This is a genomic window from Cellvibrio sp. UBA7661, from assembly GCA_002483365.1.
GTDB lineage: Bacteria > Pseudomonadota > Gammaproteobacteria > Pseudomonadales > Cellvibrionaceae > Cellvibrio.
Window position 1 is genome coordinate 234,004 of sequence record DLHT01000017.1, and the last position, 15,190, is coordinate 249,193.

Here is a 15,190-nt window from a genome sequence, read left to right on the forward strand (position 1 = left end):
GTGGCTTTAACTATTGATCAAATTGTAAAAGTAGCACCAGTTGTACCGGTGATGGTAGTAGAGCGTATTGAAGATGCTGTGCCTTTGGCGACGGCACTTTATAACGGTGGTTTGAAGGTATTGGAGATCACTTTGCGCACTCCTTGTGCGCTGGATGCCATTACTGCAATGGTAGAGGCATTGCCTGAAGATGCTGTTATCGGTGCAGGCACTATTATCACTCCGAGTGATTTGGAAAAAGCGGTAAAAGCGGGATCTACATTTTTGGTGAGCCCAGGTACTACCCCTGCATTGATCGAGGCTGCGAAAGCGAGCCCTGTTCCATTATTGGCAGGAGTGGCGACGCCTACTGAAGCAATGAATTTATATGTGCAAGGCTTTACTCACCAGAAGTTTTTCCCTGCTGAGGCTGCAGGTGGTGTTCCTATGCTTAAATCGATTGCTGGTCCTTTGCCACAAATTACTTTTTGTCCTACGGGCGGAATTGATTTAGCTAAGGCTCCGAGCTATCTGGCACTGCCTAACGTGCACTGTGTCGGTGGTACATGGATGGCACCAAAAGAATTGATGAAAGCGGGACGCTGGGATGAAATTGAGCGTCTCGCCCGCGAAGCAGCTAGCCTGCCGCGTTAACTGAGTCCAACAGGGGCGCAATTATTGCGCCCCTGTGTTTTTAACTTACAAGGGCACAGCATTGTGCCTATACAGCAAAAGAATCAGCGAAAGTTTACTTAGGAGAATGTAATGACTATCAGAGTGGCAATTAACGGTTACGGTCGTATCGGTCGCAATGTACTGCGTGCGCTATATGAATCAGGCAAGCGCAGCCAAATTCAAATCGTTGGTATCAACGATCTTGGTGATGCCCACCTCAATGCGCATCTCACCAAATACGACTCTGTTCACGGTCAATTTAATGGCACTGTGAAATTCGAAGGCGACACAATGTTCGTTAATGGTGATGCGATTCGTATTACCGCTGAGCGCGATCCATCCAAATTGCCTTGGGCGGAATTAAATGTTGATGTGGTTTACGAATGTACCGGTATTTTTACCAGCAAAGAAAAAGCGGGTGCACATTTAACTGCAGGTGCTAAAAAAGTCATTATCTCTGCTCCTGGTACCGATGTGGATGCAACCGTTGTTTTCGGTGTGAATCACAATGTGTTGAAAGCCACGGACACCATTATTTCAAATGCATCTTGCACCACTAACTGCTTGGCTCCTGTTGCTAAAGTATTGAACGATAAGTTCGGTATTGTGCAAGGCTCTATGACAACTATCCACGCATACACCAACGATCAAGTGCTGTCCGATGTATTCCACAAAGATATCTATCGTGCGCGTTCAGCTACCCAATCAATGATCCCAACCACCACAGGTGCTGCTAAAGCCGTAGGTCTGGTATTGCCAGAATTGAAAGGCAAAATGGACGGTATTTCTGTGCGCGTTCCAACCATCAACGTATCTCTGGTTGATTTGAACGTGTTGGTAGAAAAGGATGTCTCTGTTGAAGCAATCAACGCAGCAATGAAAGAAGCCGCTGAAAAAGAAATGCCTGGTGTATTGGCATATGTTGATGAGCCGCTGGTATCAGTCGATTTCAATCACAACCCTCATTCATCCAACTATGACTCATTGCAAACCAAAGTGTATGGCAAATGGGTGAAGGTATTGAGCTGGTATGACAACGAGTGGGGTTTCTCTAACCGTATGTTGGACAACACCATTGCCCTGATGAATGCTAAATAAGAGAGCCCATCATGTTAAGACGTACCAAGATCGTCAGTACTTTAGGGCCTGCTTCTGAATCACCGGAAGTACTTGAACGTTTGATTCTCGCAGGTGTTAACGTTGTGCGTTTGAATTTTTCACACGGCTCTCCCGAAGACCATAAGCGCCGTGCAGAAACTGTGCGTGCATTGGCTGCTAAACATAACTGCTTTGTGGCAGTGTTGGGTGATTTGCAAGGGCCAAAAATTCGCGTTGCACGTTTTGCTGAAGGCAAAATCTATTTAAAAGTGGGTGACCAATTTATTTTGGATGCTGCTTTGGGGCGCGATGAGGGAAACCAGCATCATGTGGGTATTGATTACAAAGAGTTGCCAAACGATTGTAAAGCCGGTGATGTTTTGTTGCTCGATGATGGCCGCGTTGTACTGACTGTCGACAAAATTGAAGGCACTCGTATTTACACTACCACTAAAGTGGCAGGTCCTTTGTCCAACAACAAAGGGATCAACCGTCAAGGTGGTGGTTTGACTGCGCCTGCACTGACTGAAAAAGATATCGCTGATATTAAAACTGCAGCAGAAATTGATGTGGATTATTTGGCTGTATCTTTCCCTCGCTCAGCAGAAGATATGAACTATGCGCGCAAACTGATGCAAGAAGCTGGTGGGCGTGCAGGTTTGGTATCCAAAGTTGAACGTGCCGAAGCTGTAGCGGATGATGAGACGTTGGATAGCATTATCATGGCCAGCGATGCGGTGATGGTTGCTCGCGGTGATTTGGGTGTAGAGATTGGTGATGCTGCATTGATTGGTGTGCAGAAGCGCATCATTGCTCGTTCACGCGCGTTGAACAAAGTTGTGATCACTGCAACCCAGATGATGGAGTCGATGATCAACAGCCCGTTGCCAACACGTGCGGAAGTATTCGACGTTGCTAACGCCGTGCTGGATGGTACTGATGCGGTAATGTTGTCAGCAGAAACTGCAGCGGGTAGCTTCCCGATTGAAACGGTTGAAGCAATGGTGCGTATTATTCTCGGTGCCGAAAAACATCCTACAGCGAGTTTTGATAACTATCGCATGGATCAGGCATTCAGTTCTGTTGATGAGTCTATCGCATTGGCATCTATGTTCACTGCCAACCACTTGGACGGTGTTAAAGCCATTATTTGCTTTACTGAATCCGGTAGTACGCCGCGCTTGATGTCGCGCGTTGGATCGCAGTTGCCGATTTTTGCATTTTCCCGTCATGTGAGCACCCAACGTAAAGTGGCTATGTATCGCGGTGTGCAACCAATTGCATTTGATACGAACAGCGCCCCTTGTGCTGATGATTTCGTGCGTGCAATTGCGATGCTCAAAGCGCAGGGCACCTTGGTTAATGGCGATCTGGTGATTGTTTCCAGTGGTGATACCACATTGCTGGGTGGCACGAATACCATGAAGGTTTTGCGTGTTGATGAGACGATGAAATAATCGTATCTAAACAAAAAAAACGGCAGCTGGGCTGCCGTTTTTTTTGTCCAAAAATTACCTTTTTATCGGAGCCGATTGTGAAATTGCATCAGAGTGTTGTAGGTTTTTTCATGCTGTTGACAAGTATGGTTTCCACCGCCTTGGAAATCACCGGTGAATGGCAGCAGGGCGGGGTGATGATCGGTAAAGTTCCACAGGGCATGTCTGTGGAATATCGCAATAAACTATTACGCATTTCGCCAACAGGTGAATTTGTGATTGGGTTAGGTCGCGATGCAGACAAAACCGCAACGCTTATTACCATTGATAGCGAAGGTTTACGTCGCGAGCATCGATTTGCGGTGAAGTCGCGTACCTATAAAATTCAAAAAGTGACAGGTGTTCCACAGCGGACGGTAGAGCCAGATCCTGCTCAAGTTGAGCGCGCAAAACGTGAGGCGCAAATGGCGGCTGATGCTCGAAGAGTTGATTTACCGCTTATATTTTTTGCGCAGAAATTTGAATGGCCGCTCGTTGGGCCTATCACTGGCGTTTATGGAAGTCAGCGATTTTACAATGGTGTTCCTAACTCTCCACATTATGGTGTCGATATTGCCAAGCCTGTGGGGACTTTAGTAAAAGCTCCGGCAGGTGGTGTGGTGACATTGGTGCATCCTGATATGTTTTTTTCAGGGGGGACATTAATTATTGATCATGGCCATGGTCTGTCATCAACGTTTATTCATCTCAGCAAAATTTTGGTTAAAAAAGGCGATGCAATTATACAGGGTCAGCCAATCGCCAAAGTCGGTAAAACCGGGCGTGCTACGGGGCCGCATTTAGATTGGCGGATGAACTGGTTTGAGGAACGCGTTGACCCGCAGTTGCTCGTACCCCCTATGCCGGCAGAATAAAAATAGTTGCTGTTGGTATGTAAATTTTCATGAGTGTTGATAATGGATTTTATATGAAACGCATGGTTCTACTTGCCTTTTCTTTTTGTACTGGTGTTGTGTTAACACTTATGGCGACACAAGGAACATTTCGTGACTTGCGATTTGCGTTTTCTCCCGTTCTTAATTTTGCAGATGGAGCAACCTATGTTGGCGACCTCAACACACAAGGTCAGTTGGAGGGGCAAGGTCGCATGCGTTGGAGTAATGGCGATGAATACGATGGGGAGTTTTTAGCGGAACTGATGCACGGTAAGGGCACATTCACATCTGTGTATTCAGGCTCGTACACGGGAAATTATGTGCGCGGGCAAATGGAAGGGCGCGGTGTACTGACCTATCCAGATGGTAGCCGCTATGAAGGTGAGTTCGTTGCAAATCAATTTCATGGTAATGGTGTTCTTACATATCCTCGTGGTGACAGATATGAGGGTGAATTCGAAAAAAATAAAATGCATGGGCGTGGCAAGTGGTTGTTTGCGGATAAATCTTTTTATATCGGTCAGGTAGCTGAAGGTATTATTCAGGGTAAGGGTGAGTTAACACGTGTTACCGGCGAGAAGTATACAGGGACTTTTTTTGCGGGAAAAATGCATGGCCAAGGCGTTTTTAATGATGGACAGGGAAACCAATATAGCGGCGATTTTGTAGCGGATAATTTTACCGGTTCAGGTGCTTACACTAGCAATGATGGCTTTACGTATGTCGGTGAATTCAAAAACTGGCTGCTTAATGGTAAGGGAATACAAACTGATACAACAGGTAATCACTGGGAAGGAGAATATCAAGACGGGCAGTTGGAAGGTAATGGCAGCTATAGCGAAAAAAATGGTGAGCGATATACAGGTGAATTTCAAAGTGGAAAATATAATGGACAAGGAAAATTAATTGCCAGTAACGGTGATATTTATGAAGGTGGGTTTGCTTACGGAAGAAAACATGGGAAAGGCACATTGATTTATCAAACTCCGATTGATGGTATTGGTCGAATTGATGGGCGTTGGGAATATGATCGATTAGTGGATGGTGGCGATACAGTTAAAATTTTTACTCCAGAAGAGGTAGCTGAGTATGCTCTTTATAAAGAAGCTAATGAACTGGAGCTGGTACTGAATTCATTGCAGGTATCTAACCCAAATAAAATCGAATTATATAGTTTAGTTGTTGCAGGTTATGGTCTGGAGGAAGTGTTTCGTCGCGAAAGTAAGATAATTGAAAATTTATTCAGCGCTCAATACGAAAATCGTGCAACAGCTATTTACCTGGCCAATAGTCAACGTTCATTAAATGAAAGACCGATGGCAACATTAACGAGTATTAGTGCATCTATTTCCCGTATTGCCGAACGCATGGATAAAGATAATGATATTTTTTTCTTGTATATCACTAGCCATGGTTCCAAAAATAAAAAAATTTCACTTCATCACAATGGATTGGAACTGGCTGACATCGATTCGAAATGGTTGGCTGGCCAGTTGAAAGCAAGCGGAATCAAGCATCGTGTAGTAGTGCTTTCCGCTTGCTATTCAGGAGGATTTATCGATGATCTGAAAGATGAAAATTCGCTCATCATGACTGCTGCGTCAGCAGATAAGACTTCTTTTGGTTGTGCGGACGATAGTCGGTCCACATATTTCGGGCGAGCATATTTTCAAGAATCCCTTAAGCCTGGAATTGATTTTGAGCAAGCTTTTTATCAGGCTAAATCCTTGGTTGAATCTTGGGAGAAAGAACAAAAAATAATCGCATCCGAGCCGCAAATCGTACCCAATCCGAATGTTCTTGCTCAGGTAAAACTGTGGCAGCAGGGGTTGGGTGCTCCTGTTTCTATCGATTTAAAACCCTAATTGTCACTATAGCTTTGTGGTTCTAGAGACAGGGCTGTAACTGGCAGTGTAAGATACTGCCCCCGGCTGAACTAACCGCGACTTAATATCATGATCGATAAAAAACTACTGAGCATTCTGGTGTGTCCGGTCAGCAAGAGTGAGCTGGATTATCGCCCTGAACAACAGGAATTGGTGTGTTGGGAAAGTGGTTTGGCTTACCCGATTCGCGACGGCATCCCAGTGATGCTTGAGCATGAAGCGCGCAAGCTAAGCGCGGAAGAACTGGAACAGCATCACGCCTGAGGGCGGATACCCAAGATTCGAAGACGAGTTGAATAAATGATGAAAAGCGCTGAAATTCGCGATGCTTTTTTAAAGTATTTTGAGAGCAAAGGGCACACCATTGTGCCTAGCAGCTCACTTATTCCCGGCAATGATCCTACTTTGCTATTTACCAATGCGGGCATGAATCAGTTCAAAGATTGCTTTTTAGGTGCGGATAAGCGTTCTTATAACCGTGCTGTCAGCTCCCAGCGTTGTGTCCGGGCCGGTGGTAAACACAATGATTTGGAAAATGTGGGATATACCGCGCGTCATCATACTTTCTTTGAAATGCTGGGCAATTTTAGCTTTGGCGACTACTTCAAGCACGATGCTATCCATTTCGCGTGGGAGTTTTTGACGTCCCAAGACTGGCTTGCTATCCCTACAGAAAAACTGTGGGTAACTGTCTATGCATCAGATGACGAAGCCTACGATATATGGAACAAAGAGGTCGGTGTTCCTGCCGAGCGCATTATCCGTATTGGTGATAACAAAGGTGCACCCTACGCATCAGATAACTTTTGGGCCATGGGCGATACAGGTCCTTGTGGACCCTGCACTGAAATTTTCTATGACCACGGCGCTGATATTTGGGGTGGGCCACCGGGGTCGCCAGAAGAAGATGGCGATCGTTACATCGAAATCTGGAATAACGTATTCATGCAGTTCAATCGTACAGCTGATGGTGTTTTACACCCTTTGCCTGCACCTTCTGTCGATACTGGTATGGGATTAGAGCGCATTTCTGCGGTTATGCAGCATGTTCATTCCAACTATGAAATTGACCTGTTCCAACATTTGTTGAGCGCAGCGGCTGATGCTACGGGTAACCACGATATGGAAAACAAATCACTGCGAGTGATTGCTGACCATATTCGCTCCTGTTCTTTCCTCATAAGTGACGGTGTTTTGCCTTCCAACGAGGGGCGTGGTTATGTGCTGCGTCGTATTATTCGTCGCGCAATTCGCCATGGTAATCAGCTGGGGCAAAAACAACCTTTCTTCCACAAGCTGGTGAAAGCGTTGGCCGAAGTGATGGGGGATGCTTATCCCGAGTTGCATAAGAATCAGGCGCATATCGAGAAGGTTTTGCTGCAGGAAGAAGAGCAGTTTGAAAAGACGCTCGATAAAGGTATTGCTGTTCTTGAAGATGCGTTGAGCAAAATTTCCGGCACTGAAATCCCGGGAAAAGTGGTTTTCACCCTTTATGACACCTATGGCTTCCCTGTTGATTTGACTGCAGACATTGCGCGTGAGCGCGGTTTGACGATCGATCAGGATGGCTATGATGCCGCAATGGCCGAGCAGCGTGCCAGAGCGCGTGCCGCTGGTAGCTTTAAAGTTGATTACTCAGCGGCCGGACTTGATTTGCCAGCGAGTGAATTCCTTGGTTATAGCTCTCTTGCCGAGTCAGGCAAAGTGCTCGCTTTACTTAAAGATGGCAAAAAAGTAGATCGTCTTGTAGAGGGCGAGGATGGAGCTGTTGCTCTTGATCGAACCCCTTTCTATGCAGAGTCAGGCGGTCAGGCGGGTGACTGCGGCTATCTTGAACTGGGTGGTAATCGTGTAGAAGTGCGGGACTGTCAGAAGCAAGGGGTATCTAATCTACATATTGTGCGCGTTCTTCAAGGGGCAATCTCTGTTGGTGATACTTTTTCTGCGAAAGTAGATGCGGGTGTGCGTCAAGCGACGGCTCTCAATCATTCTGCAACCCATTTAATGCATGCTGCTCTGCGCAAAATATTGGGAGAGCATGTTACCCAGAAAGGCTCTTTAGTTGATTCGGAGCGTTTACGTTTTGATTTTTCTCATTTCGAAGCCGTCTCTGCTGAACAATTGAAGGCAATAGAAACACTGGTCAATGATCAAATTCGTGCGAACTCTGTTGTTGCGACTGAGTTATGCAATATGGATGAAGCTAAAGCCAAAGGCGCTATGGCTTTGTTCGGCGAAAAATACGGCGATACCGTTCGGGTACTGACCATGGGAGATGGATTTTCGGTTGAATTATGCGGTGGTACTCATGTTAAGCGTACCGGAGACATTGGGTTGTTCCGGATTGTTTCTGAGTCGGGTGTTGCAGCAGGTGTGAGGCGTATAGAAGCGATAACAGGAGTTAAGGCGCTTGAGCAATTTGATTATGTAGAGTCATTGCTTGATGCGGCAGGTCGTAGCCTTAAAGCAAATCGCGATTCATTGATCGAAAAATTGGATGCATTGGTTATTCAGAACCGCAAATTGGAAAAAGATCTTGCAGCGTTAAAAACAAAATTGGCAACTGCCGGGAGCGGCGATGTCCTGTCGCAAGCTATTGATCTGGCGGGAATCAAAGTGTTGGCCTTGAATTTGGAGGGGGCAGACGCCAAGTCTCTGCGTGAGACAGTGGATCAATTTAAAAATAAGTTGGGCTCGGCAGTAGTGTTATTGGCAGCAGTCGAGGATGAAAAGGTTGCTTTGGTCGCAGGCGTCACCCAGGATGTCACAGGTAAGATCAAGGCTGGCGATTTGATGGGGTATGTTGCGGGGCAGCTGGGCGGTAAAGGCGGTGGCCGTCCTGATATGGCTCAAGGTGGTGGTACCAACATCCTTGCCTTGGATGACGCACTTGCCTCTGTTGTACCTTGGGTAAAAAATCAGCTTGGCTGACAAGCTATTAATGAGAGCGAAAGCATGATTAATCTGCTTTTTGTCACCTGCTTGGGTTAACTTTTTTTGCGATCTGGTGTTTAATTGACGCCTTTTTGTGATCTGGTTAGTAAGTGTTGGCACTTTTTATTACATATAGAAGGATAGGCTGGAATGAGCTTATTGGTTCAAAAATACGGTGGTACCTCAGTCGGTTCGATTGAGCGAATAGAGCAAGTTGCCGATAAGGTGGCCAGTTTTCGTGCCCAAGGGCACGATATGGTAGTTGTGCTATCTGCAATGAGTGGCGAGACCAATAGATTGATTGGCTTAGCCCAACAGATCCAGACAACTCCAGATCTACGTGAACTTGATGTTCTGGTGTCTACTGGCGAGCAAGTCACTATTGCATTGCTGTGTATGGCTCTGAAGAAGCGCGGTGTTGATGCGCGTTCTTATACGGGTGGCCAAGTACGCATTTTAACTGACAATTCCTACACCAAAGCTCGTATTCAGTCGATTGATGAAGCGAATATGCGTGCTGACCTTAATGCGGGTCGTGTTGTCGTCGTTGCTGGATTCCAAGGTGTTGATGAACAAGGCAATATCACAACACTTGGCCGTGGCGGCTCAGATACTACGGGCGTTGCGCTCGCGGCTGCACTTAAAGCTGATGAATGTCAGATCTATACTGATGTAGATGGCGTATATACCACCGATCCGCGTGTTTGTGAGCGCGCACGTCGACTGGAAAAAATTACCTTTGAAGAAATGCTGGAGATGGCTAGTCAGGGCTCTAAAGTTCTGCAAATCCGCTCTGTAGAATTTGCTGGTAAATATAAGGTGCCTCTGCGTGTGTTACACAGTTTCAAAGAAGGCCCTGGAACCCTGATTACCCTCGACGAGGAAGATTTAACTATGGAACAACCTATTGTTTCCGGTATTGCATTTAACCGCGATGAAGCCAAAGTCACCGTTGCTGGTGTACCTGATACCCCTGGCGTAGCTGCAAAAATATTGGCTCCAATTGGCGCAGCCAATATAGAAGTTGATGTTATTGTGCAAAACGTGTCAGCTGATGGCACTACTGACCTGACATTTACTGTTCACAAAAATGATATGAGCAAAGCTGTTGCCGTGTTGCAAGCGGTAGCACAGGAGATCGGTGCGCGCGAAGTGCGTAGCGATGATAAGGTAGCTAAAGTATCTATCGTGGGTGTTGGTATGCGCTCCCATGCAGGTGTTGCATCACGTATGTTCACTGCGTTGGCAGAAGATCGTATCAATATTCAAATGATCACCACTTCAGAAATTAAAATTTCGGTGATTATTGATGAGCGTTACTTGGAGTTGGCTGTGCGTAGTCTGCACACCGCTTTTGGTTTGGATGCCGAGCCGTCAGAAAGCCGTGTGAGGGGCTAGGTTTTCTAGAAGTGCGGTTTAGTTAAGGTGTTTGAGCTGCATTGCTGTCTATAACGTAAATAGATAGAAAAATGCTGGAGGTTTCTTCCCTTTCGTGAAAAGTAGACGATACTTAAACCAGACATTCAGTTGTCAGGAAACGACAAGGGGCTATTGGGGGTCGATGGTGGCAAGGGGTGTCTAGTCGTACTCTTACAGGATGAGTGAAGGAGATTAAAGATGTTAATTTTGACTCGCCGTATTGGCGAAACCTTGATGGTAGGTGACGAGGTGACTGTTACCGTATTAGGCGTAAAAGGCAACCAGGTTCGTATAGGTGTCAATGCTCCTAAAGATATTGCTGTGCACCGCGAAGAGATTTATCAGCGTATCCAACGCGAAAAGCAGAATCAGGAAGAACAAGACAATTAATTTAGTTAAACGTTTTGTTGTTCAATGCTTTTCAACTACGCGGCGATATGAGCAGTCATTCGCCGCGTAGGCGTTTATGGCGATCACTTTTTGTTAAATGTTTTTCCAAGTGTATGCAAAATATGCAACATTAAAATAATTGCCATTTTATTCCCTAAATTTATCTTCAAGACTTTGATTTTTAGAGAATTATGGTATTATGCCGCACCTGTTGAAGCGGAGCTTATTTGTTTCAACAGATGTGGAGAAGTGGCCGAGTGGCCGAAGGCACTCCCCTGCTAAGGGAGCATACCTCAAAAGGGTATCGGGGGTTCGACTCCCCCCTTCTCCGCCATTGATTTTAAATAAAAAAGCCCAATCGAAAGATTGGGCTTTTTTATTTTTTTATTGGTACAAAATTTATTTATATCTTGTTGTAAGTTGATGGTGCTAATTGCAGCGATACTCAGCGCGCTTTATACGAATAAAAAACTTCAATAAAAAAAGCCGATGTTTTCACATCGGCTTTTTTGTGAGTCGCAAATAATAAATATTATAGTGCGCTGATTTTTTGTATTTGCTCACGCAATTTTTCTACAGCAATTTTGTTTTCAGCAACACGATTGCGTTCATTTGCAACAACTTCTGCAGGTGCCTTTTCAACAAACGCTGCGTTAGCCAGTTTAGTTTCGGTGCGGTCAATATCCTGCTGTAATTTTGTACTTTCTTTTGTCAATCGTGCGATTTCAGCATCTTTATCGATGATTCCTGCCATAGGAACAAGAATTTCCATTTGCCCCACAAGTGCAGTCGCAGACATGGGTTCTGCATCACCGGCATTTAACCAGGTAACACTTTCAAGAGAGGCAAGCTTCTTGAGGAATTGTTGGTTTTCTTGCAATCGCTTCTGATCATCTGTGCTTCCATTTTTAAACAGTACATTCAGATCCTTCGCTGGAGATATGTTCATCTCACCGCGAATATTGCGCACACCCAAAATCACTGATTGCAGCCACTCAACATCTTTCAGTGCTTGTTGATCAATTTTACTTTCATCGGCTACAGGGTAGTTGGCTTGCATAATAGTTTCGCCAGTTGCGCCTGCGAGCGGTTTGATTTTTTGCCAGATTTCTTCAGTGATAAATGGCATTAACGGATGAGTTAAACGCAAAATAGTTTCGAGTACGCGAATCAATGTACGGCGAGTACCTTTTTTGCGCGCATCACTACCTTCGGATTTATCAAACAAAATTGGCTTGGATAGTTCCAAATACCAGTCGCAGTATTCGTTCCAAATAAACTCATAAATTGCTTGGGTTGCCAAATCCAAACGATAGGTATCAAGTGCTTCTGCAACAGCTTTTTCAGCTAATTGCAGTTTGCTGATAATCCAGCGATCGGCAACCGACAATTCGTAATCAGTTGAGCCATCTTGCGCGCAATCTTGATCTTCGCATTGCATTAATACATAGCGAGTCGCATTCCAGATTTTGTTGCAGAAATTTCTGTAACCTTCTACGCGGCCCATATCGAATTTGATATCGCGACCAGTTGATGCCAGTGAGCAGAAGGTAAAGCGCAGCGCATCGGTCCCATAGGCTTGAATGCCTTCAGGAAACTCTTTGCGAGTTTGCTTTTCGATTTTTGCAGCATCTTTTGGATTCATTAATCCTGTGGTGCGTTTTTGTACCAATGTTTCCAAATCGATACCGTCAATAATGTCGAGTGGATCGAGCACATTTCCTTTTGATTTTGACATTTTTTGGCCTTGGCTATCGCGTACCAAACCATGCACATAAACCGTTTTGAACGGAATTTGCGGTGTGCCATCTTCATGCTTCACCAAATGCATGGTGAGCATAATCATACGCGCAACCCAGAAGAAAATAATGTCGAAGCCGGTTACCAACAAATCGGTTGGATGGAATTTTTTCAGGAATTCAGTTTGCTCTGGCCAACCGAGTGTTGAGAAGGTCCACAGGCCGGAACTGAACCAGGTATCCAACACATCTTCGTCTTGATTCAAAGCGACATCGGCAGCGAGATTATATTTACTGCGCACTTCTGCTTCATTGCGGCCCACGTACACTTTACCGCTTGCGTCATACCATGCAGGAATACGATGTCCCCACCACAATTGACGGCTGATACACCAATCCTGAATATCGCGCATCCAAGAGAAGTACATGTTTTCATATTGCTTTGGTACGAATTGGATACGACCGTCTTCAACTGCTGCGATTGCGGGTTCAGCTAATGGCTTGGTACTTACATACCACTGGTCAGTCAACCATGGCTCGATAACTACACCTGAACGATCGCCGCGCGGTACTTTCAAGCCATGATCGTCGATTTTTTCGAGTAATTCCGCTGACTCGAAATCAGCAACAATGCGTTTGCGTGCTTCGTAGCGATCAAGTCCGGCGTATTGGGCGGGTAGGGTGCCGTCAAGTTGAGTATTTAGACTGCCGTCCAAATTAAAAATCTGTGCTGCTCCGAGAATGGCAGCATTTTTATCGAGCACATTGATTAGCGGTAAATTGTGGCGCTTGCCAACTTCATAGTCATTGAAATCATGCGCAGGTGTGATTTTTACACAGCCAGTACCAAATTCACGATCGACATAATCATCGGCGATGATGGGAATCAAACGATTGACCAGAGGGAGAAGCACATATTTCCCGATCAGCGATTTGTAGCGCTCGTCTTCAGGGTGTACCGCTACTGCGCTATCGCCCAACATCGTTTCGGGGCGCGTGGTGGCAACCACTAAATAATTTTTACCTTCTGCGGTCGTTGCTCCATCGGCTAGCGGATAACGCAGATTCCATAAGAAACCTTTTTCATCGTGGTTTTCCACTTCCAGATCAGAAATAGCGGTGTGTAATTTAGGATCCCAATTGACGAGGCGTTTGCCGCGATAAATCAATCCATCTTCATACAAACGGACAAAAGCTTCTTGCACAGCAGTTGAAAGGCCATCATCCATAGTGAAACGCTCGCGGCTCCAATCTACTGAGGAGCCCAAGCGGCGAATCTGACGGGTAATAGTGCCGCCGGATTGTTCTTTCCATTCCCACACTTTCTCAAGAAATTTTTCACGGCCGAGATCGTGGCGGCTTATACCTTGTGCTGCTAGCTGGCGTTCAACCACCATTTGCGTTGCGATGCCCGCATGGTCAGTTCCCACTTGCCATAACGTTGTGTCGCCCTTCATCCGGCGATAACGAATAACCGTATCCATCACCGCATTATTAAACCCGTGCCCCATATGCAGGCTGCCGGTAACGTTAGGTGGTGGGATCATCATGCTGTAAGGCGTACCGTCACCTGCAGGCTTGAAATAGCCCTTATCTTCCCAGGTTTGGTACCACTGGCGTTCAATAGCATGGGGTTCGTAGGTTTTTTCCATAGCGATAACAGGCTCTTTTTGGGCTTGGCGCTACGCCCGGAATATGGCCGGACGAGTGCGGGAATGGTCTAAAAATTGGGTTAGCGATTATACAGTCTGCGGCTGATATGGCCTAGGTTGGATTGCCATTTGTTTCATTCGGTTAAGGGATTATTCCAGATGAAATGTTAAGATACAGGCCTGAACTTTAACGGTATCGTTTGGGTTGTTTAATTGTAGGATGTTGTAATGAAACTAAAAGAACTGCCGTTATCCTGGTGGACTGCGCGTAAATTGGCGGCTGTAAAAGTCAGTGAGCTGGAGCGAAAAGAGGCACTTGTTTTGCCGGTAATAGTTTCACTTACATCCATTCCCAGTCGATTGGATATTATTCATCTGACCATCCGCAGTTTGTTGTTGCAATCGAAGCGACCCGAAAAAATAATTTTATGGCTCAATGAGCAGTTGCGGGAATATTTGCCAGCTTCTTTAAGTCAGCTGCAAAATTCAGTATTTGAAATCCGCTATGTTGAGTTGACTTGTTCGCATCGCAAATTGATCCATTCTTTGGCGGCATTTCCAGAAAAAATTATTGTCACTTGCGATGATGATTTGATGTACAACTCTACCTGGTTGGAGCGTCTGTACGATGATCATCTGCGTTACCCGCGTTCAGTTATTGCGCATGAGTGCCGTCTCATTGCTTTTTCAGGACGAGGGGTGCCCGCACCTTATGATCAATGGAAAACCGAGTCGCGCACGGATTTTTCAGCGCCTTGGTTAATGCCGATCGGTTATGGCGGTGTTCTATACCCTCCGCACTCACTGCATGAAGATGTACAAAATCGTGAGTTGTTCTTGCAGTTAACGCCGAGAGCAGATGATTTGTGGTTCAAAGCAATGTCGTATCGTGCGGGAACAGAAACTCGTCGTTCAAGTAATCCGGGAAACAAACCTATCCCTATTATTGCATCACAAAAAGAATCGTTGAAAAAAACAAATGTAAAGCAAGATGGCAACTACCAGCAGTGGTTGGCTTTATGTGAATACTATAAATTCTGCTAGCGA

At 45.6% G+C, this 15,190-nt stretch carries 11 protein-coding genes and 1 tRNA gene; 11 read left to right on the top strand and 1 reads right to left on the bottom strand.

Annotated elements, in window-relative coordinates; translation table 11 throughout:
* The 10 genes from eda (at nucleotide 1) to B2739_RS14280 (ending at nucleotide 11,086) form a co-directional block, all read left to right on the top strand.
* The gene (eda, locus tag B2739_RS14235) at nucleotides 1–633 is read left to right on the top strand and encodes a bifunctional 4-hydroxy-2-oxoglutarate aldolase/2-dehydro-3-deoxy-phosphogluconate aldolase (protein ID WP_331346515.1); all 633 of its coding nucleotides are present in this window, start codon (nucleotides 1–3) and stop codon (nucleotides 631–633) included.
* A 111-nt stretch (nucleotides 634–744) separates the two neighbouring features.
* Nucleotides 745–1,752 carry a type I glyceraldehyde-3-phosphate dehydrogenase gene (gene gap, locus B2739_RS14240; RefSeq protein WP_049629290.1) on the top strand — a complete coding sequence of 336 codons (1,008 nt, stop codon included), beginning with the start codon at nucleotides 745–747 and terminating at the stop codon, nucleotides 1,750–1,752.
* Nucleotides 1,753–1,763: 11 nt separating this feature from the next.
* Nucleotides 1,764–3,209, top strand: coding sequence for a pyruvate kinase (pyk, locus tag B2739_RS14245; protein WP_331346516.1), 1,446 nt, complete (start codon nucleotides 1,764–1,766; stop codon nucleotides 3,207–3,209).
* A gap of 77 nt (nucleotides 3,210–3,286) precedes the next feature.
* Nucleotides 3,287–4,102: a M23 family metallopeptidase gene (locus B2739_RS14250; RefSeq protein ID WP_331346517.1), complete on the top strand. Its 816-nt coding sequence runs from the start codon at nucleotides 3,287–3,289 to the stop codon at nucleotides 4,100–4,102.
* 53 nt (nucleotides 4,103–4,155) lie between these two features.
* Complete coding sequence (locus B2739_RS14255) at nucleotides 4,156–5,988, top strand: C13 family peptidase (protein WP_331346518.1); 1,833 nt, start codon at nucleotides 4,156–4,158, stop codon at nucleotides 5,986–5,988.
* Between the two features lie 90 nt (nucleotides 5,989–6,078).
* Nucleotides 6,079–6,273 (top strand): Trm112 family protein, encoded by a 195-nt coding sequence (locus tag B2739_RS14260; RefSeq protein ID WP_331346519.1) that lies wholly within the window; start codon nucleotides 6,079–6,081, stop codon nucleotides 6,271–6,273.
* 39 nt (nucleotides 6,274–6,312) lie between these two features.
* On the top strand, nucleotides 6,313–8,940 hold the full coding sequence (gene alaS / locus B2739_RS14265) for an alanine--tRNA ligase (protein WP_331346699.1): 2,628 nt from the start codon (nucleotides 6,313–6,315) through the stop codon (nucleotides 8,938–8,940).
* Nucleotides 8,941–9,093: 153 nt separating this feature from the next.
* Nucleotides 9,094–10,341: an aspartate kinase gene (locus B2739_RS14270; RefSeq protein ID WP_331346520.1), complete on the top strand. Its 1,248-nt coding sequence runs from the start codon at nucleotides 9,094–9,096 to the stop codon at nucleotides 10,339–10,341.
* 219 nt (nucleotides 10,342–10,560) lie between these two features.
* Nucleotides 10,561–10,752, top strand: a complete 192-nt coding sequence (csrA, locus tag B2739_RS14275) for a carbon storage regulator CsrA (RefSeq protein WP_012486997.1) — start codon at nucleotides 10,561–10,563, stop codon at nucleotides 10,750–10,752.
* 243 nt (nucleotides 10,753–10,995) lie between these two features.
* Nucleotides 10,996–11,086: transfer RNA gene (locus tag B2739_RS14280), tRNA-Ser, on the top strand.
* 198 nt (nucleotides 11,087–11,284) lie between these two features.
* Here the strand turns inward: B2739_RS14280 and B2739_RS14285 are convergent.
* Nucleotides 11,285–14,143 (bottom strand): valine--tRNA ligase, encoded by a 2,859-nt coding sequence (locus B2739_RS14285; RefSeq protein WP_331346521.1) that lies wholly within the window; start codon nucleotides 14,141–14,143, stop codon nucleotides 11,285–11,287.
* 228 nt (nucleotides 14,144–14,371) lie between these two features.
* Between B2739_RS14285 and B2739_RS14290 the strand changes: the two genes are divergently transcribed.
* On the top strand, nucleotides 14,372–15,187 hold the full coding sequence (locus B2739_RS14290; RefSeq protein WP_331346522.1) for a glycosyltransferase: 816 nt from the start codon (nucleotides 14,372–14,374) through the stop codon (nucleotides 15,185–15,187).
* Nucleotides 15,188–15,190: the final 3 nt, after the last annotated feature.